At 71.6% G+C, this 20,024-nt stretch carries 11 protein-coding genes; 6 read left to right on the forward strand and 5 right to left on the reverse strand.

The annotated features are described in order from the left end of the window. Window positions 1-13 precede the first annotated feature (13 nt). The gene (locus tag E1218_RS27210; protein WP_267900329.1) at window positions 14-5,998 is read left to right on the forward strand and encodes a polyketide synthase; all 5,985 of its coding nucleotides are present in this window, start codon (window positions 14-16) and stop codon (window positions 5,996-5,998) included. Between the two features lie 114 nt (window positions 5,999-6,112). On the opposite strand, the gene E1218_RS36760 is transcribed toward E1218_RS27210, so the two are convergent. From E1218_RS36760 to E1218_RS27230, 4 genes are all read right to left on the reverse strand, one after another. After that, window positions 6,113-6,805 (reverse strand): hypothetical protein, encoded by a 693-nt coding sequence (locus E1218_RS36760; RefSeq protein ID WP_202866212.1) that lies wholly within the window; start codon window positions 6,803-6,805, stop codon window positions 6,113-6,115. Window positions 6,806-7,185: 380 nt separating this feature from the next. Continuing rightward, window positions 7,186-8,115 carry an ROK family protein gene (locus E1218_RS27220; protein WP_132325175.1) on the reverse strand — a complete coding sequence of 310 codons (930 nt, stop codon included), beginning with the start codon at window positions 8,113-8,115 and terminating at the stop codon, window positions 7,186-7,188. 10 nt (window positions 8,116-8,125) lie between these two features. Then, window positions 8,126-8,755, reverse strand: a complete 630-nt coding sequence (locus tag E1218_RS27225; protein WP_233712498.1) for a DUF7158 domain-containing protein — start codon at window positions 8,753-8,755, stop codon at window positions 8,126-8,128. Further along, window positions 8,752-13,023 carry a glycoside hydrolase family 38 N-terminal domain-containing protein gene (locus E1218_RS27230; RefSeq protein ID WP_132325178.1) on the reverse strand — a complete coding sequence of 1,424 codons (4,272 nt, stop codon included), beginning with the start codon at window positions 13,021-13,023 and terminating at the stop codon, window positions 8,752-8,754. Before E1218_RS27230 ends, E1218_RS27225 begins: the two co-directional genes overlap by 4 nt. Window positions 13,024-13,282: 259 nt before the next feature. Here E1218_RS27230 and nagZ point away from each other — a divergent pair, with 259 nt between their 5' ends. Further along, a complete protein-coding gene (gene nagZ, locus E1218_RS27235) occupies window positions 13,283-14,773 on the forward strand; it encodes a beta-N-acetylhexosaminidase (protein WP_132325180.1) in 1,491 nt (496 codons plus the stop codon). Here the strand turns inward: nagZ and E1218_RS27240 are convergent. Beyond that, entirely contained in the window at window positions 14,754-15,968 is a 1,215-nt protein-coding gene (locus tag E1218_RS27240) for an ROK family protein (protein WP_132325183.1), read from the reverse strand. The two genes, nagZ and E1218_RS27240, sit on opposite strands and share 20 nt — an antisense overlap. 139 nt (window positions 15,969-16,107) lie before the next feature. On the opposite strand from E1218_RS27240, the gene E1218_RS27245 reads away from it, so the two are divergent. The 4 genes from E1218_RS27245 to E1218_RS36765 all read left to right on the forward strand — a co-directional run. Further along, on the forward strand, window positions 16,108-17,736 hold the full coding sequence (locus E1218_RS27245; RefSeq protein ID WP_202866213.1) for a glycoside hydrolase family 13 protein: 1,629 nt from the start codon (window positions 16,108-16,110) through the stop codon (window positions 17,734-17,736). A gap of 76 nt (window positions 17,737-17,812) precedes the next feature. Next, on the forward strand, window positions 17,813-18,946 hold the full coding sequence (locus tag E1218_RS27250) for a Nif3-like dinuclear metal center hexameric protein (protein ID WP_132325188.1): 1,134 nt from the start codon (window positions 17,813-17,815) through the stop codon (window positions 18,944-18,946). 73 nt (window positions 18,947-19,019) lie between these two features. Then, window positions 19,020-19,733 carry a zinc ribbon domain-containing protein gene (locus E1218_RS27255; protein WP_202866214.1) on the forward strand — a complete coding sequence of 238 codons (714 nt, stop codon included), beginning with the start codon at window positions 19,020-19,022 and terminating at the stop codon, window positions 19,731-19,733. A 67-nt stretch (window positions 19,734-19,800) separates the two neighbouring features. Continuing rightward, window positions 19,801-20,024, forward strand: a 224-nt coding sequence (locus tag E1218_RS36765; protein ID WP_202866215.1) for an alpha-amylase family glycosyl hydrolase, incomplete at its 3' end; no start/stop codon positions are given.

Genomic DNA, 20,024 nt, shown 5'->3' on the forward strand with positions numbered 1-20,024 from the left:
GTTCTGGGACAACCTGGTCGGTGGGGTGGAGAGCATCCGCCGGTTCACGCCTGACGAGGTGCGTCAGGCCGGCGGGCGGCCGGATGGTGGGCTCGTCGCGGTGAGTGGCGCACTCGAGCATGTGGAGTCGTTCGACGCGCGGTTCTTCGGGTTGGGCGACCGCGAGGCCGAGTTGATGGATCCGGCGCAGCGGTTGTTCCTGGAGGTCTGCTACCAGGCGCTCGAGCACGCCGGGTACGCCGGGACCGCGAGCCGGGTCGGGATTTTCGCCGGCTCCGGCATGAACCTGTACACCCAGCAGAACCAGTCCCGTGACTCCCTCGCCACCCGGGTCGCGTACCGCCTCGGCCTCACCGGCCCGGCGATCGGCGTCCAGTCCGCGTGGTCGTCCTCGCTCGTCGCGGTCCACCTCGCCTGCCAGGCCCTCAGGTCCGGCGACGCGGATCTCGCCCTCGCCGGCGCCGCCGCCGTACAGGTGCCGCAGGCAACGGGTTATCACCCGGCCCCGGACTCGATCCTGTCGCCGACCGGTCGGGTACGGGCGTTCGACGCCGACGCCGACGGTACGGTCGGCGGCAACGGCGTGGCCGCCGTACTGCTGAAGCGGCTCGACCAGGCGGTGGCCGACGGCGACACCGTGTACGCCGTCATCCGCGGCACGGCGGTCAGCAACGAGGACGCGCCCGCCGGCAACCAGGTCGAGCTGATCGAGCGGGCGCTCGAGCGCGCCGGGTTCGCGGCCGACTCGCTCAGCTACGTCGAGGCGAACGCGATCGGCAGCGCCACCGCCGACTCGGCCGAGGTGAAGTCGCTGACGACCGCGCTGCGCCGGCACACCGACAAGGTCGGCTTCTGCACGATCGGCTCGGTGAAGCCGAACATCGGCCATCTCGACAGCGCCGCCGGGATGGCCGGCCTGATCAAGACGATCCTGATGCTGCAGCACCGGACACTGGTGCCGACGATCAACTACACCGCGCCGAACCCGGAGCTCGCCCTCGACGGCAGCCCGTTCGTCATCGGCACCGAGGTCCGTGACTGGACCGCACCGGACGGCAGTGCGACGTTGCGCGCCGGCGTCAGCGCACTCGACGCCGGCGGCACCAACGCGCACGTGATCCTGGAGGAGGCGCCGCGGCAGATCCGTCGTGGCGACGACGGCCCGGTCGTGCTGCCGCTGTCCGCACCCGACTTGGATGCACTGGCCGACTTGGTCGAGCTCTACCGCACCGACCTCGGCCATGGCACCGGCCACCGCCTCATCGACCTCGCTGGTACGGCGGCACTCGGCCGACCGGCGTACCGTCACCGCATCGCCGTCGCCGGCTCGTCAGAGGCTGAGCTAATCGATGCGCTCGGCACTGCTCAGGCTGCTGAGGTGCCGCGCGGTGGACCGGGTCCCCTGGGCTATGCGTTCACCGGACAGGGAGCTGCGCGTCGGGGCATGGCCGCTGGGCTGGCGGCCCGCTTCCCGGTGTTCCGGTCCGTGCTGAACGAGTGCGACCGCGTGTACGCCGAGGAGACCGGCGGCAGTCTGCTGGAGCTGTTGCTGACCCCGGCTGGTTCGTCGGAGGGTGTCTGGCCGACAGAGACCGCGCAGCCCGCGCTGTTCGCGTTCGAGCTTGCGTTGGCGCGGCTGTGGCAGTCGTTCGGCGTGCAGCCCGCGTTGGTCGTCGGGCACAGTGTCGGCGAGTACGCCGCGTTGTGTGTCGCCGGTGCGTTGTCACCGGGCGACGGCGTACGGCTGACCGCCAAGCGCGGCGAGCTGATGCAGCGAGGGACGGTCCCCGGCGCGATGGTCGCCGTACGGGCGGATGCCGACCGGGTGCGCGAGCTGGCTCAGACGCCCGGCGTAGAGATTGCCGCAGGCAACGGTCCGCAGTCGTTCGTGCTGACCGGGTCCGAGGTGATCGTCGGGCAGCTGGCAGCGCAGCTGGACCGGTTGGAGGTCGCGTGGCAGCGGCTCGACGTCGACCGGGCGTTCCACAGCTCGCTCGTGGACCCGATCCTCGCGGACTTCGCGGCGATTGTCCGCGAGATCACGCTGAAGCCGTTGCGTACGCCGATGGTGTCGAGCTGGTCCGGTGAGCTGCTCGAGTCCGGAACAGTGCTCGACAGCGACTACCTGGTCGGGCAGCTGCGGCAGCCGGTGCTGTTCGGTGACGCGGTCGAGGCGGTGACGGCGGCCGGCTGCCGGCGCTTCCTGGAGCTCGGGCCGGACGCCGTACTGAGTCCTGCCGGGCGCCGGATCGCGCCGAACAGCACGTGGATCCCGGCGCAGCGGGTCGGGCAGGATCCCGTGCTGGCGACGATGAACGGGCTGGCCGAGCTGTACGAGCAGGGGACCGAGATCGCCTGGTCGAAGGTGTACGCCGACGGCGGTCGGGTGCCGTTGCCGACGTACCCGTTCCGCCGGGTGCATCACCCGATCGACACGTCCGCGGCCGGGGTTGTGCGGGGCGAGGACGAGCATCGTGCGGCTGCGCGTGGGCAGTTGAACGCCTTCGAGCGGGCCGCGCGGGCGCAGGCGGCGGCGTTCGAGCCGGTGAGCGGGACCGGGCCGGCGGTGAAGCGGATTCCGCTGGATCCGCCGAGTGAACCCGACCCGGCTGAGTCGGTGGCTGACGAGGCGGAGGAGCGGTCGCCGTTCGCGCTGCCGGCGGAGACGCATGCCGTGGATGCGGACTACCTGGCGCAGGCGGGGTCGTTGTCGGGTGACCAGATGTCGGCCGAGCGGTACCGCGAGTCGCTGGACGCGGTGCTGGATCTGGCGTGCGAGGAGCTGTCGCTCGATCCGTACGATCTGACGGTCGACCACACGTTCGCCGAGCTGGGGGCCGATGCTGCGTCGATGGCGCCGGTGGTCGCGCAGATCAACGAGCGGTTCGCGGTTGCGTTGACTGCTGAGGATCTGTTCACCACGCACACGACGCCGCACAGGCTGGCGACGGCGGTGGCGGTCCGGGCGCGGTCGGAGGACGGTGTCGAGGGCGAGTCGGTGGCTCCTGTGGAGGAAGTTGCTGACGGCACCGAACTGGTGGGGACGCCTGCGGTCGTCGAGGAATCGGCCGAGGACGGAGCCGAAGTGCGGGATCCGCGGGCCGCGTTGGCGGTGCTCGGGTCGGGGTTGGCGGAACTGGCGGCGAGAGTGGACGAGGCGGCCGCGGCGACGAGTGAGGCTGAGCTTCCTGGGTCGGGGATGGCGGCGCTGATGTCCCAGCAGCTGCGGGTCGCCGGGCAGCTGGTCGATGGCGTCACCAAGCTGATGCGCGAACAACTGGCGCTCCTCGAGACGAATTCGCCGTCGACGGGCGATGTGGCTTCAGCGGTGGATCGTGCCGAGGTGGATGCGCGGGCGGCGGAGACCGCGGATCATGTCGACGTGGACGCCGCCGCTGTGGTGGCGCACGAAGGTGCCGCTCCGCACAACGCTGCCGGGCACACACCCGCCGATGAATCGGCGCCCGCCGGTGAGTCGGCGCCCGCCGGTGAGTCGGCGCCCGCCGGTGAGTCGGCGCCCGCCGGCGAGTCGGCGCCCGCCGGCGAATCAGCGCCCGCCGAGGAGCAGGCCGCCGGTGCACGGGCGCCCGCCGAGGAGCAGGCCGCCGGCGAAGCGGCTCACGTCGGTCAGCGGACCGCTGGTGAAGCAGAGCCCGGTCCTGAACACCCCGCGGTGGTGCTGTCGGCTGCTGGTGAGCAGGCTGTCGAGGAGTCGGCGGTTGGGGAGGCGGCTGCCGAGGCGGCTGACTTGTTGGAGGAGCGGCGGCGGGGGTTTGCTTACTGGGACTTGGCTTTGGCGGGGTCTCAGCCATTGGTGTTGGTGGGGGATCGGGCCGGTGGTGAGGCGCGCGTCGGCTCGGTGAAGGCGGACCTGGACGACGAGCTCGGGGACGCGGTGTTCGGGTTCAGCCGGGAGCGCAAGATCAATCCGGTGATCGTGATGCTGGCCGCGGTCGGCACGGTGCTGGGGCGGTTCGCGGCGCAGGACGACGTGACGATCGGTACGACGCTGATCCGGCCGAAGGGTGACACCTCGACGACGGCGCAGCGGGCGCTGCCCATTCGGATCGACCTGTCCGGTGAGCCTGATCTCGGTGAACTCGCGCACCGGGTGCGCGACGTCACGACCGGCGCGTTCGACCACGGCGGCACCGACCCCGCCGTTCTGGAGCGCGACCCGCTCTTCCACGTGCTGGTGGAGTTCGAGGACGGTGACGGGGAGCTGCCGAAGCACCTGCACCTGCGGCTGCGCCTGACGCAGCACGGCGCCGGCATCACATGTACGGCGGACTACCGCGCCGACCTGTTCGAGCAGTCCACGATCGACCGCCTGCTCGCGTACCTGGAGGCGGTGCTCCGGCGCGCGACCAGCCGGCCGCGCCTGCGTCTTCCCGACCTGATGCTGCCGATCGAGTCCGACCTGGGGAAGCTTCGCGAGCTGGAGGGTGACACCGGCGCCGTCGGCCCGATCGGGCGCCTACGACGGAACGCCGTGGTGGCCGGTGAGCTCAGCGGACTCCATACCCTCTTCGAGCAGCAGGTCGCCCGCACCCCGGACGCGACCGCCGTCATCCAGGACAGGCGAGAGCTGACGTACGCCGAGCTCGACCGCCGCGCCAACGCGGTCGCGTGGCAGCTCGCCGACCTCGGCGTGAAGCCCGGCCAGCTGGTCGCCGTACGCGTTGCCCGCGGTACCGAACTCGTGGTCGCGGTGCTCGCCGTCCTGAAGTCCGGCGCGGCGTACCTCCCGCTGGATCCCGGCGTGCCGGAGTCGCGCTGGGCGTTCATGGCCGAGGACTCGTCCGCGGTCGCACTGGTGGGTGACGACGCGGCCCTGGCCGATCGCCTCGGACTGCGACTGGTGCCCGTCGCCGCGGTGGACGGCGACCCGCGTTCGCAGCAGCCGCCGCCGGTCCGGTCGGCCGCCGATGACGTTGCCTATTGCATCTACACGTCGGGTTCGACCGGCAATCCGAAGGGCGTGCTGGTCCCGCACCGCGGTCCGGTCAACCTGGTGCGCCACTACCTGCGGACCCGGAGCTCGCTGCGCACACTGCAGTGGACGTCGTTCGGTTTCGACGTTCACGTGCAGGAGATGTTCACCGCGCTGGCGTCCGGCGCCCCGCTGATCCTGATCGGCGAGGACGACCGGTACGACCCGGACGCGGTGATCGCGGCCCTGCGGGACCACCGGGTCGAGCGCCTGTTCATGGCCTTCAGCCCGTTGACCGCGTTGCTGGCGACCATGCGCCGCCTGCCGGAGCTGCCCGCGCTGCGGGAGATCGTCGCCGGCGGCGAGGCGATGGTGCTGACGCACAAGGTGCGCGACTTCCTCGAGGCTCACCCGGACTGCCGGCTGTTCAACGAGTACGGGCCGGCCGAGGCGTCGATCGTGACCACGATCCACGAGGTCGACCCGGCGGAGGACCGGCCGTCGATCGGGCGTCCGGTCGAGGGCGTCGTCGTCCGGCTGCTGGACGAGGCGCTCCGGCCGGTGCCGGTGGGTGCGGTCGGGGAGATCCACCTCGGCGGCGCGGCCGTTGCCCAGGGCTACATCGGCCGGCCGGAGGAGACCGAGCGCGCGTTCGTGCCGGACCCGGGGCACCCGGGCGGGCGGCTCTACCGCAGCCGTGACCTCGGCCGGTGGCGTGTGGACGGGACGCTGGAGTACCTCGGCCGCGCGGACGACCAGGTGAAGATCCGCGGCCACCGGGTCGAGCCGGGGGAGACCGAGCACGTGCTGGCCGACCAGCCGGGCGTGATCGACGCCGTGGTGGTCGCGTGCCAGGACCCCGGCGGCGACACCTGCCTGCTCGGGTACGTGGTCCTGGAGGACAGCGATCCCGCGGTCCTGGCCCGGCTGATGCTGGACCTGGGCAAGGAGTTGCCGATCTACCTGGTCCCGGCCGACCTGATCCCGATCGAGGAGCTCCCGCTCGACGACAACGGCCGCCTCGACCGGACCCGCCTGCCCGAACCCGAGTGGCTCAAGCCGTAGGTCCTGGCCGCCCCGGACGTACGTCGGTTCTGCACCGGGGACGGGGGTTGTGTCGGTGGCAGCCCTCCCGCAGCCACCGGCCCACCGTCCACGGTGCAGAACCCGCGTCGATCCTCATCCCTCCCGAGGATCGATCGCGCTCCCTGGTGTCCCGGCCCGTGTCCCGGGGACACGCGCCGGCCGGCCGCGGAACAGCGAGGCGCTGATCAGGCAGACGAGCAGGGAGTAGATCGCGAGCGCGGACCCGGCCGTCGCTCCGACGCCGCCCGCACCCGTCCCGTTCCCACCGGACGCGGATCCGGAACCGAGTGCGACGACAGCGGTGACCACGACCAGCGCGATCAGCGGTCCGGTCCAGCCGAGCACGCCCATCCGGAGCGCGTGCCGGTCGTCGGTCTGCCCACCGGAACCCGAGCCGGGCCCCGGCAGAGCCTCCGCGCGGGAACCGCTGCCGGGTCCCGGTGAGCAGGCCGCGGCCGCGCCGGCGACGGTCGCGGCGGGAGCCGAGCCGGCGAGGGCTCGTCCGCGCAGGCAACCGTGCAGGGCGGCGACGCCGCACGCGGCGGCGACGTTCAGCAGCAGGAGTCGGTCGGCCACGTCGGTGAGCCGTGTTCCGCCCGGGCCGATCGTGCCGTACACGACGGCGTACAGGTCGACCGGAACGGTGGCCGCGGCGGCGCCCAGGACCGCTCCTTGGAAGAGCCGCGGCCGCCGTACCGATGCCCGTAGTACCTCGGTGCGGGTCATGGTCGCGACGGCCACAGCGGTGGTGAAGAAGGCGAAGACCAGGAGCACCGCGACGTCCATGAGGACCGATCTCTCTGGTCGAGCGTTGCCCCGGACAACGCTGGTGGACGGTTCTGCTCACCTGCGGTACTGCGGTCCTGCGACGCGATGGCGGCGGGGAGTCTCCTCCCCGCCACCTCCGCGTTCTGGTCGGTCCAGCCCCCTGACCGGCCGTTCCTGCCGGTCCGAGCCCCCTCGACCGACTGTGGATGACGTGCCCCCACCCCATCCATCCGTTGCATCGGGTACGGCGGGCCTGTCGTTACACAGTTCTGGGCAATTCGGTGAAAACTGCCCAAAGGTGTTCGGGATAACCTTTTCCGCACAAGATGACTGCGTGATGACAGAAACGAAGCACCGACGCCCCGAGACGGCGCCGGTGTGCGGGTCGCCGCCGAGGTCTAACCGACAGCGGACCAGGCCTGGTGGGCGGCGCCGAGCAGACCGGCGTTGTCGAGCTGGGCAGGCTCGACCGTGAGGTCGGTGACGAAGGGGAGCTGGGCGAGCCGCTTGACCCAGGCCTGGACGGGATCGAACAGGACCGAGCCGGCCTTCGAGACCCCGCCGCCGATGACGACGGTGGTGAGGTCGACGGTCACCGCGGTCGCGACGATCCCGGCGGCGAGCGCCTGGGCCCCGTCGTCGAAGGTGGCCAGCGCGAGCTCGTCGCCCGCGGCCGCGTCGGCGGCCAGGACGGCGGCGTCCACGTCCTCACCGGTCCGCCAGCCGCGCCGCTTGGCCCGGGTCACCATCCGCGGGCCGCTGGCGTATGCCTCGACGCAGCCGAACGACCCGCACGCGCAAGCCTCGCCGTCCAGGTCGACCACCACATGACCGATGTGCGCCGCGTTGCCGGACTGTCCGATGACCGGCTTGCCGTCGACGACCAGCCCGCCGCCGACGCCGGTCGACACCACGATGCCGAGCAGGGTGTCGGCCTCCCGGCCCGCCCCGGTCCAGAATTCACCGAGCGCGAAGCAGTGCCCGTCCACTCCGAGCGTCACGGGTACGTCGCCGACCAGCGCACGGACCCGGTCGACCAACGGGAAGTTCCGCCAGCCGGGGATGTTCACCGGCGACACCAGGCCGTGCACCTGGTCCAGCGGCCCGGCCGAGCCGATCCCGACCGCGAGCGGCCGGGCGTCGCCGCGAACCCGCTCGATCAGCTCACCGAGCGCGGCGAAGACCTGGTCGGCGTCACCGGCCGGAGTGAGGATCCGGTCGCCGGTCAGCGTCCGGCCGTCCGCGGACACGAGAGCGGCGGCCATCTTCGTGCCGCCGATGTCGATCCCGAGAACCGTGTCCTGTTCGGTCACCGCAACGTCGCTCATCGTCCCCCCGTCAGTGCCGGTGCAGGTTGTCAGGTTGGTTGCTGTCGCCCGGGTGCTCGAGCCCGCGGACCAGCTGGACCCGCTCGTGCGTGGCCGCGTTCAGCCAGCGAGCGAACGCTTCCAACCTGGCGCTCTGCAGCAGTTCGCGATGCCAGCCCGCCGTGGGTGCGCCGGGATCGGCAGGTGGCTCCTCACCCAGGACGTCGGCCGCGTACGCCAACTGCCCGGCCGGGATCCGGACCTCCGCGGTCACCAGCGCGGCGACCCGCCGGACCGCCTCCGAACCGGCCAGGGCCGCGGCCGTGATCGAGCCGACAGCGATCGCCGTCGACACCTCGATCGGCTCCGGATCGTCGCCGTCCGACGTCCCGGTGGGTGCCTCCGCGCGGCGACGGAGCTCGTCGAGGCACACCTGCTCGGTGAGGACCACCTGAGCGACCCAGCGAACGAGTTGCCGGCCTTCGCGGCTGTCCGGCCGGGGGAGGACGCATGCGGCGTCGCCGGCGCGCAACGCCGCGAGCCGATCGTCGAGCAGCGCGCGGGGCACGGGTGCACTGTTGAGATACGCCATCACCTCAGGTGGTGCCGCCGGGGCGTGCGTGTGCCCGTGACCGTGGCCCACGGTCAGCGCGGCCGTCATTGGATCTCCAGGCGCACAACAGGCGCGTACTGCGCCCGGCCGAACCACATCACCTTCGGCAGCACCCATGCGTGTGCCGGCGTCGCATCCGCGGGAGCATGGACCGGCACCTCGACGGTGACCGACGACTTCGGCGGTACCACGACCAGCCGCACCGGCTCCGGCAACCACGACCACGTCCCGTACGGCGATGCCAGCTGCAGCTCGGCGCGGATCTCGCCGGACGTGCTGTTGGCGAACTCGAGGGCGAGCGTGTCCGAGGCCCCGGCCGGCAGCCTCAGGTCCTGCGTCGCCGGCGTCACCGTCAGACCGGTCGGGCGTCCCGGTTCGCCCTCGGCCGCCCCGGCGTTGGGGTTCAGCGGCTCGGTCGGCGGCAGGCCGAAGCCGAGGGTCGCGGTGAGCTCCGGGCTGTCGCCGACGAAGACGGTGACGACGTCCTCGACCGCCGTGACGCCGGCACCACCGGCGAGCTCGTCGGTCCTGGTGAGGACGCGGGCTGCGACGAAGTACTGGCCGGGTTCGCAGTCGGCCGGCGGGTGTACGTAGGCGAGGTGACGTACGTATCCGCCGGGATCGAGTCGTAGTGGACGATCGGACTGATCGGTTGTCCATCCGTCCGGGATTGCGATTGTCAGCAATCCTTCGGCGGCCGTGTCGGCGTACTGGTTCGCGATCACCATCGAGATCTCGAACGGCTTGCCGGCCGTGCGCGCGACGGTCGGGGAGACCGAGAGGCTGACCGGCAGGAAACCCATCTGCGCGGGTCCGCGGTTGTGCAGCCAGTAACGCGCGTACGACGGCTGCGCGATCTCCGCGGACCGACCAAGAACGGCGGAGCCGGCGGGAGCGGCCCCGTCGACGGTCAGCACGAAGGTGTCGACGGCGGAGCCGGCCAACCCGACCGTGAGGTTGCCACTGGCAACTTCGATCGGTGCTGCCGGGCTCTCCAGCAGGTCGGCGTGGTGGGCACCGGTGATCGGAAGTGCGGAGCTGACGGTCGCCGTCGACCCGAGTCCGGTCGCCTCGACCAGCCGCAGGGTGACGCCGTCCCGCGGGTCGGCCGGGACACCCGACCCGCGGGCGATGGGGTTGCCGGCCGGCTTCAGCGTGGAGACCAGCACGTCCCGCTCCGGGCTGACCTGGAGCAGCGAGTGCGTGCCCGGCAGAGTGCCGTCGTGCGCCGTCGTGAGGGCCGCGAGCAGCGGTGAGGAGAATTCCTGGCCGCGACTCGGCAGTTGCTGTGCGCGCCAGTCGCCTTCGCCGCTGGTCAACGCGTACCGGAACTCGTGCGTCCAGTGCTGCAACTGGAACGCTGAGCCGTCCGGTGCCGATCGCCGTGGCGGATCGATCCAGATCCCCGACGGCCAACCGGTGCACGATCGCAGCAGGGAGGCGTGCAGTGCGCCGGTCGGATCGACCGCGAACCCCGGCAGGCCATAGGTCAGCAGGGCAACGGTCCGGTTCTCGAAGTCCTCGATCACGCCGTCACCGTGGACGGTCGCGCTGACCCGGGCCTCGGCGAGCCCGGCCACCGCAGCGTCGACCGCGGCCGCGTTCGGAAGCACCAAGGCCGGAATCGACCGTACGTCGCGCACATCCGCGTTCGGCTTCCACACCTCGGCCAGCGCCGTCCGTGGCGGGACGAACGAGATTCCCTCACCGGGCACCTCCTCGCCCAGCAGAGCTGATGCTGTGCCGACCAGGATGCGGAGGTCCGGGAGGTTCGAGTCGACCTTCAGGTGACCGTAGCGGGAGCCGCCGGTCCGTGAGGTGGTAGCGGTGACGCCCACCCGGGCCAGGGCCACCACCAGGTCGCGGACGTCGGCCGGCTCGGAGTCGTCCGGTACGACGATCTCCGCGACCGCGAGCGGCCGGGTGCCGACCTGGTTGCCTGCCGCATCGATCAGCTCGATCCGGGCGGTCGCACCCAGGCCGAACCAGGTGTTGGCCGGATTGTCCAGCGTCCACGGGGCCTCGGCGCTGTCGACGTCGACGAGGCCGAAGCCGCGGCCGACGACGGCACCGGCGACCTCGCTGAGCGGGAGGGCTCCCGGGACGTCGGCCGGGAACTTCACGCGCACCAGCCGGTCCGACTGCGCGTGGTCCAGGATCCGGGTGGTGAACTCGATCCGGTCGAGACCGTCGTACACGGCGACGACGGCTTCGTAGGAGATCCCGTCGACCTCGCCGCGGCTGACGATCCGGCTGCCGAGCGGGCCGGTCTGGGTGAAGACCTTCGCCGGCGCCTCGCCCGAGCCGACCACCGGACCCGACGGGATCAGGTGCCAGGGTCCTTCGCCGAACCGCGGGTGGTCCGGGTACTCCTCGTACACCCGCAACTCGTTGCCGAGTCCGTCGAGAACCGGCCGGCCGGTCCGTTTGTCGACGATCTGACTGATGCCACCGCCGCGGACCGGATCCACGGTCACACTGAAGAACTCGTTCTCGATCGACTCACCCGAGTCCGCCGGCCCCCAGGAGCCGGCCGCGATCGGGTCCGCACCCGTCAGCCCGTACGTCCGCCACCCGAGCGAAGGTACGTCGACGGCCAGGAACGTGAGCTTGCCGCCCTCGAGCACCGCCGGCACGTCGAGACCGGCCTCGTCGACCACCCGCCACCGGCCGCCGGACTCCGGCAGTTGCACTGTCGCCAGGTCTGTCCGCGTGAACGACAACGTGTTGGTGACGACGACGGCGTGCTCCCCGACAGCGGACGTGTCGATCCGGGCCGCGAACGCCGCCAGGGACGTGGTCCGCGCCGCGTCAGACAGGTCGTAGGCCTCGCGCCACCCGGTGACGAGATCGATGTACACCTGGTCCGACTCGGACCCGGTGATCGCGTCGTGGTGCGCGCCGTACGCGAGTTGCCGCCAGGCCTTGTCCAGCGAGGCGTCCGCGAACCGGCCGAGCCCGAGCAGGTCGGCGTACGTCCCGAGCTTCTCCGCGTCGACCGCGGCGGCTTCCGCGGCTCGCTGCGCCTGCTTGGTGTCGATGTACGACACGTCCTTGCCGGTGTAGATCGGGTTCATGTCGCGTGACTGCGGTGACGGGCGGCGTCCGGTCTCGGCGAGCTCGGCGCGCACCCGGTCCATGAAGTGCTGCGTCGTACCGCAGACGAACTTGGGCCAGGCGTACCGCGCGTTCCAGTGATGGTGGAGCGCGGTGATCCAGTTGTTCGGCGGGGTGTAGTCCCCGCCGACGGGCAACAACGTGTTCCTGGTCGCAGCGACCGTTTTCAGCGTGGCGAAGAGCTGGTAGGCGACGTCACCGGCCGCTTCGACACTCGGCGCGTGCTGCAGGTCCCAGCCGGGACCGTAGTGGTCGGGCATGTAGTGGGTGAGTACGCCGTCCCCGCTCGGGCTGATCCACTCGAACTCGCTGGGGAACTGCATGGCCGCCGCGGTGCCGGCCTTCGGGTCACCCCAGGCTTGCCGCAGGGGCCCCCACTGGTGGAACGGCCCGCGGGCCCAGGCCGACCCGGTCAGACCGGCCTTCGCGAGGTACCCGGGGAACTGCGGGTCATGGCCGAAGACGTCCAGCTGCCAGGCGTTCCGCGGGTCCCCGCCGAGGATGTCGCGCTGGTACCCGACGCCGTACACGATGTTGCGGATGGTGGTCTCGGCGCCGGTCAGGTTGGTGTTCGGCTCGTTGTAGGTGCCGCCGATGATTTCCACCCGGCCCTCGGCGATCAGCCTCCGCAGGACGGCGCGGTTCTCCGGGAAGGTGTCGAAGTACGGCTTGAGGTAGTCCAGCTCGGCCAGCACGAAGCAGTACGCCGGATCGCGCAAGGCCAGCTTGATGTGCGCGTCGACCAGGCTGAACGCGTTGTGCGTGTACACCGGCCGCGTGGTGCCGTCGGGGCCCTGCAGGTCCCAGCTGGTCGTGTACGCCGCCTGGGTGTTCCACCAGACCGGGTCGTAGTGGAAGTGCGACACCATGACCATCGTCCAGCCGGGCTCGGCGATCACCACGATGCCGCTGTCGGCCGCCACGTCGGCACCGTCGGCCGAAACCGTCACGGTCGCCGTGACGCTCTCGCCGTACTGGGTCCGCAACGGCTCGGCGACCGTGAGCGGGATCTCGACCCGAACCGGGCCGTCGCCTGCCGGGAGGTCCGCGGCACCGGAAACGCCGTCACCGGCGACTCGCACCGACAGCGCGCCGTCGCCGGTGGAACGGGCCAGTTCCACCCGCAGCAGCTGGCGGGGATCGTCGTCGCCGCCGGCGAACAGTTCCGGGGAGGAGACGTGGGTGATCTGTACGGTCACGGTGCGGGCTCCGTCGAGAGCGGGCTAGGTCGAGAGACAACGTTATCCGTAGTCGGGCTCTACAGCGAGGGTCAATTTGCACGATTCCGCGTCGAACCTGCGGGAGTACGCGCAGAATTCCCGTTGACGAGGGCTGACAACGTTCGTCCTCGGTGGTCCTGAGAGCCGGTAATCATTAGCTGTCCGTGACGATGTGGCGGCGGTCGGCGGGGCACGGGCCCGGGTGGCGGCCGGACCCCGGGCAGGAGAGGGTGTGGGGATGAGTGATCACCTGGATCGTGATGCCGCCGGCGCCCTGATCGTCGGCTTCGACGGGACCACCGCCCCGGACGACCTGCGCCGTGCGGTGGCGGCCGGGCTCGGCGCGGTCATCCTGTTCACCCGGAACGTCACCGACGCGGAGCAGGTCGCCGCCCTCACCGCCGCCCTGCGGGCGGAGCGGCCCGATCTGGTGATCGCAATCGATCACGAGGGCGGCGAGTTCAGCCATCTCGCCCCGGCCGATCCGTGGCCGTTGGCCTCGCCGCGGATCCTCGGCGACCTGGACGACGCCGACCTGACCCGCGCGTCCGCGCGCGACGCCGCGGCGACGCTCGCGAGCCTCGGGATCGACCTGATGCTCGCGCCGTCGGTCGACGTGAACAGCAACCCGGCGAACCCGATCATCGCCACCCGCTCGTTCGGCCGGACCGCGGACGTCGTCTCGCGGCACGGCGTCGCCTTCGTCGAGGGCGTCCACGAGGCCGGGATCGCGGCCTGCCCGAAGCACTTCCCCGGCCACGGCGACGTCAGCGTCGACTCACACCTGGACCTGCCCCGGGTGGACCGCTCGATCGAGGAGGTGACCGAGGTCGAGCTCGTGCCGTTCAGGGCGACCATCGCGGCCGGCGCCGACGTGGTGATGAGCGCCCACATCGTCTTCTCGGCGTACGACGACCAGCCGGCCACCCTCTCGCACCGGCTGCTCACCGGCCTGCTCCGGGAGGAGCTCGGGTTCCAGGGGGTGATCACCACCGACGCGCTGGAGATGCAGGCGATCACCAAGACTCGGTCGATCGAGGACGCCGCGGTCGCCTCGGTCCGGGCCGGCGCCGACCTGGCCATGATCGCGATCGGCGCCGCCGACCCGGGGGCGCTGACGACGCACATGGTCGACGCCGTCAACAACGGCACGCTCGACGCCGGGCGGGTCGCCGACGCCGCCGCACGGGTCCGGGCCCTGGCCGCGAGCCTGCGGCAGCGCAACCGGCAGCCGGGCCTCGACGGTGCTCCGATCCGCGAGGTCGCCACCCGTGTCGTCGCGAGCCGGACTCTTCCGGCGCTCGGGCGTACGCCGTACGTCGTCGACCTGGCCCAGGGGCTGCACCCGGCCTGGAACCCGTACTTCAGCGGCCTCCCGGACATCTTCGGCCGGATCGCGCCCGGCTCGGACGGCGTGGTCCTGCGCGGCGAGCACCGAATGCTCGACGGCGCGGGCACCCGGTCCGAGGGAGCCGTCGAACGCGCCGCGGCGGCCGCCGCCGGCCGTCCGTTGGTGATCGCGGTGCAGGACGCCGTCCGGACGCCGTGGATGCGGGAAGCGCTGACGATCCTGCTGCGGGACCGCGGCGAGGACACCGTCGTCCTGTGCACCGGCATCCCGGAGGACCGCGAGCTGGTCCCCGAAGGCGTCGCCCACGGTACGACGTCCGGCCGGAACCTGATCGTCCTCGAGGCGGTCGCCCGGGCCCTTACCCGGGACGGCAGCTGAGCGTCAGGTCGAGGGCGTTCTGCTCGACGTAGTTGAGTGCGTGCCGGACCGCGCCGACGGACACGATCGCGTCGCCGAGGGACGAGACGGCGACGCGCGGCGGCGTACTGGTGAACCCGGCCAGTTGCTCCTCGATCTCGGGCAGCAGGGACTTGGCCGCCTCGGCGACCGCGCCGCCGAGGACGACCAGCTCCGGGTTGAACAGGATGCCGAGGGTGGCCACCACCCGGGCGGTCCGGGCGGCGACGTGCTGAAGGATGCCTAGGGCAACCTTGTCGCCGGCGTCCGCGGCGGTGAAGACCAGCTCCGCGGTCACCGGCCGGTCGGCGGCCAGCGCCCGCAGGGCGGTGTCGACGGCCGGGTCGGCGACGGCCGCGGCGCCCTGGTCGCGGGCGATCCGGGCGATGCCGTGGGTGTCGCCGACGCCCTCGACCAGCTTGAGGTAGACCATCTCACCGGCGCCGCCACGACTGCCGTGCAGCAGCCGGCCGGAGTCCATCAGACCGGAACCGAACCGCTCACTGGCCAGCAGTACGGCGAGGTCGTCGACGTTGCGGCCTTCGCCCCGCCAATGCTCGCCGAGGGCGGCCAGGTTCGCGTCGTTCTCCAGCAGGACCGGCCAGCCGTGCAGCTCGGTCAGCCGCCGGGACAGACCGGCGTCGAACCGGCGCCAGAACTCGTCGTCGACCAGGATGTTGCCGTCCCGGTCGACCGGCGCGGCCACGCCGGCGCCGGCCGCGAGCACGTGCGCGTCCGTCACCTGCGCGGTCTCCAGCGCCTCGACGACGGTCTCGTGGACGATGCCGGTCCGCTCGGCCGCGGTCGGGTCGCCGGGCACCGAGCGGACCACCTTCGCGACCGTCTCGCCGCGCAGGTCGGCGACCAGCACGGTGGTCTTGCCCGCGCCGATGTCGATGCCGAGCACGCAGCCGGCGCCGGCGTTGTACTCGAACCGCCGCGAGGGCCGCCCGACCGAGGTGTCGTCGCGGTGCGGGTCGAGCTCGACCACCCAGCCCATCGAGATCAGGTCGTTGCAGACCGCGTGCACGGTCGCCCGGGTCAGGCCGGTCGCCTCGATCAGGCCGGTGCCCGTCATCACGCCGGCCTTGGCCAGCACGCCGAGGAGCTTGCCGGCGTTGACCCGGCGCAGCATCGGCGGCGTCGCCGTGGGCGGAGTGGCCGCTGGTCTCGCCATGGAAGCCCCTTGACCTGTTGGGAACGGAAGCGCAGAATACTGCAGAATCTAAATTTAGAGTCTATATAAACAAGCGCGCAGTGTCGCCGCAACCGTCCGGAACCCTGGACCCGTGCCTTCCGACCCAAGTGAGGCTTCCTTGACCAGCACACCGCCGACCGACCGCGACTGGTGGCGCCAGGCCGTCGTCTACCAGATCTACCCGCGCAGCTTCGCCGACTCCAACGGCGACGGCGTGGGTGACCTGCAGGGCATCATCAGCCGTGTTCCGTACCTCGCGTCCCTGGGTATCGACGCGGTCTGGCTGAGCCCGTTCTACCCGTCCGCCCTCGCCGACGGCGGGTACGACGTCGACGACTACCGCGACGTGGACCCGCGGCTCGGCACGCTCGACGACTTCGACCGGCTCGTCGCCGCGCTGCACGACGCCGGCATCAAGCTGATCGTCGACATCGTCCCGAACCACACCTCGGACCGGCACGAGTGGTTCGTCGAGGCGCTGGCCGCCGGGAGGGCCTCGCCGGCCCGGGAGCGGTACATCTTCCGCGAGGGCCGGGGCGCGGAGCCGCCGTCGGACTGGGACTCGGTCTTCGGCGGCTCCGCGTGGGCGCAGGTCGAGGACGGGCAGTGGTACCTGCACATGTTCGCGGCCGAGCAGCCGGACCTGAACTGGGAGCACCCGGAGGTCCGGGCCGACTTCCTGCGGACCCTGAGGTTCTGGTCGGACCGCGGCGTCGACGGGTTCCGCGTCGATGTCGCGCACGCCCTGGTGAAGAACCTCACCGAGCCGTTCCCGTCGCAGTCCACGCTGCCGCGGCAGTCGGAGTCCAACGGAGCGCACCCGCTCTGGGACCAGGACGGTGTCCACGAGATCTACCGCGAGTGGCGGAAGGTCCTGAACGAGTACGACCCGCCCCGGTCGGCCGTGGCCGAGGCGTTCGTGCCGGCCGCCCGCCGGGCCCGGTACGCGAGTGCCGAAGGTCTCGGGCAGGCGTTCAACTTCGACCTGCTGCAGGCGGACTGGGAGTACGCGAAGTTCCGGCAGGTGATCGAGGACAACCTCGCGCTGGCCGAGTTGAACGGATCGTCCTCGACCTGGGTGTTCTCCAACCACGACGTCGTCCGGCACGCGACCCGGTACGGGCTGCCGAAGGACCCGTCGGGTCTCTGGCAGGACGGCAAGGCCTGGCTGCTCAGCAACGGGACCGAGCCGACCGTCGACGTCGAGCTCGGCCTGCGGCGAGCCCGGGCGGCGGTGCTGCTGATGCTGGCGCTGCCGGGATCGGCGTACCTGTACCAGGGTGAGGAGCTGGGGCTGCAGGAGGTCGGCGAGCTGCCGGCGGCGAACCTGCAGGACCCCGCGTACTTCCGGTCGAAGGGTGCCGAGAAGGGGCGCGACGGCTGCCGGGTGCCGATCCCGTGGACCGTCGGCGGACTCTCGTTCGGCTTCGGCTCCGGCGGTTCGCACCTGGTTCAGCCGAAGTGGTTCGGCGGCTACTCGGTCGAGGCGCAGGAGGGCGATCCCGAGTCGACGCTCAGCCTGTACCGCAAGGCGCTCGCCGTCCGGCGGGGGCTGCAGACGGGTAACTCGCTCACCTGGGTCGAGGCCGGCGACGACGTCCTGCACTTCGTCCGTCCCGGCGGCTGGCAGTCGATCACCAACTTCGGCGACGCCCCGGTCGAGCTCCCCGAGGCCGCGGTCGTGCTGTCCAGCGGCGCGCTCGAGGGCGACAAGCTGCCCGGCGACACCACCGCCTGGCTGATCTGAGATCCCTCGCTCCGCGGATCCTTCCCACCGAGGATCCACGGATCGAGTCGGCCACCCCGTGCGGCAGGATGGGGCTGTGAATCCGACGGTGGGTGATGTGGTTGCCGTGCTCGACCGGCTGTACGACCCGGCCTGGGCGGAGAGCTGGGACGCGGTCGGGCTGGTGACCGGGGACCCGGAGCAACCGGTGCGGCGGATCCTGTTCGCGGTCGACCCGATGCGGGCGGTCGTGAACGAGGCGCTCGCCGGTGACTTCGACCTCCTCGTCACCCATCACCCCCTCCTGCTGCGCGGGGTCAACAGTGTCGCGGCCACGACACCGAAGGGCCGCGTCGTGCACGACCTGATCCGGAGCGGCACGGCGCTGCACGTGTGCCACACCAACGCGGACAACGCGAACCCCGGTGTCAGTGACGCGCTCGCGGCCGCCCTCGGTCTGCAGGACACCCGTCCGCTGAAGGCCCTGCCCGCGGAGCCGATGGACAAACTCGTCGTGTTCGTCCCGGTCGCGGAGACCCAGGCGATGCTCGACGCCCTGTCGAAGGCCGGCGCGGGCCGGATCGGCGACTACGAGCGGGCCGCCTGGAGCGGCACCGGCGAAGGCACGTTCCGGCCGCTCGAAGGCGCCAACCCGACGGTCGGACAGGTCGGTGACATCGAGGTCGTCGCCGAGAACCGGCTCGAGATGCTCGTGCCGCGCCGCCGGCGTCGAGCCGTCGTCGAGGCGCTCAAGGCGGCCCACTCCTACGAGGAACCTGCGTACGACGTCTACGAGTTGGCGGCGCTGCCGAGTGAGCGCGGTGGCGGCCGGGTCGGCGTACTCCCGGAGCCGATGCCACTGGCCGACTTCGCCCGGCTGGTCGGGGACAAGCTGCCGCGGACGGAGCACGGCGTACGGGTGTCGGGAGATCTCGAGCGGACCATCTCGACGGTCGCCGTGGTCGGGGGTGCGGGCGACTCGGAGTTCGACCGGGTCCGCGCCGCCGGCGCCGACGCGTACGTCACCGCGGACCTCCGGCACCACCCCGCCACCGAGGCCCGGGCGTACGACGAAGGGCCCGCGCTGGTCGACGTCGCGCACTGGGCCAGCGAGTGGCCGTGGCTGCGGGACGCGGAGCGGCTCCTGCTCGAAGGGTTGGCAGCCCAAGGCAGTACCGTGGACACTCACATCTCGACGTTCCGCACGGACGCGTGGAACCTGCGGCTCTGACGTCCGCGGCAACTGACAACAGACACGACCAAAGGAGCCGACCCTGAACGCCGAGCCCGCTGTCCAACGCCGGTTGCTGGACCTGCAGGATCTCGACCTGCAGCTGGATCAGGTCGCCCACAGACGCAAGTCGCTGCCCGAGCACCAGGCGCTGGCCGAGCTGACCGCGGAGAAGTCGGTGGTCGACCGCGACCTGGTGACCGCCGACACCGAGGTCAGCGACCTGCGGCGCGAGCAGAAGAAGGCCGACAGCGACGTCGAGCAGGTGCGTCAGCGCAAGGCGCGCAACCAGCAGCGGCTCGATTCCGGCCAGGTCACCTCGCCGCGGGACCTGGAGAACCTGCAGCACGAGATCGGTTCGCTGGACCGGCGGATCTCCGACCTCGAGGACGCCGAGCTCGAGGTGATGGAGAAGCTGGAGGCGGCCGAGGCGGTGCAGGCCGACCTGCGGACCCGCGCCGAGGCGTTCGCCGGCCGGCAGGCCGAGCTGGAGAGCACCCGCGACGCCGCTCTCAAGGAGCTGGACGAGCAGCGCGCGGAGCTCGGTGACAAGCGGTCGACGGTCGCGGCCGAGCTTCCGGACGCCCTCGTCACACAGTACGAGAGGCTGCGCGAGCGCAACGGCGGGATCGGTGCCGCGCCTCTGGTCGGTAAGCGGTGCATGGGCTGCCGGATGGAGCTGGCGCCGTCGGATCTCACCCGGTTCAAGGCCGCCGCGCCGGACGTTGTACTGCGCTGTGAGGAGTGCGGCCGGATTCTGGTTCGTACGGCGGAGAGCGCGGTATGAGCCAGCTCATCATCGAGCACAGTGCGTTGTGTGCCTCATCCGCGCCCGGAGCGAAGCGAGGACGTGGATGAGCTACACCCACGTCATCGTGGAGGCGGACGGGGGATCGCGCGGGAATCCTGGACCGGCGGCGTACGGCGCGCTCGTGCGCGACCCGGCCACCGGGGAGCACCCGGAGGTCCGGGCCGACTTCCTGCGGACCCTGAGGTTCTGGTCGGACCGCGGCGTCGACGGGTTCCGCGTCGATGTCGCGCACGCCCTGGTGAAGAACCTCACCGAGCCGTTCCCGTC

Source organism: Kribbella turkmenica (assembly GCF_004348725.1).
Lineage (GTDB): Bacteria > Actinomycetota > Actinomycetes > Propionibacteriales > Kribbellaceae > Kribbella > Kribbella turkmenica.

What these genes read in the sequence shown, in the direction of transcription:
- E1218_RS36760 (WP_202866212.1), bottom strand. Translation starts at nt 6,805, where the DNA reads ATGGACGTCGCGGTGCTCCTGGTCTTCGCCTTCTTCACCACCGCTGTG.
- E1218_RS27240 (WP_132325183.1), bottom strand. Translation starts at nt 15,968, where the DNA reads ATGGCGAGACCAGCGGCCACTCCGCCCACGGCGACGCCGCCGATGCTG.
- E1218_RS27225 (WP_233712498.1), bottom strand. Translation starts at nt 8,755, where the DNA reads ATGACGGCCGCGCTGACCGTGGGCCACGGTCACGGGCACACGCACGCC.
- E1218_RS27220 (WP_132325175.1), bottom strand. Translation starts at nt 8,115, where the DNA reads ATGAGCGACGTTGCGGTGACCGAACAGGACACGGTTCTCGGGATCGAC.
- nagZ (WP_132325180.1), top strand. Translation starts at nt 13,283, where the DNA reads ATGAGTGATCACCTGGATCGTGATGCCGCCGGCGCCCTGATCGTCGGC.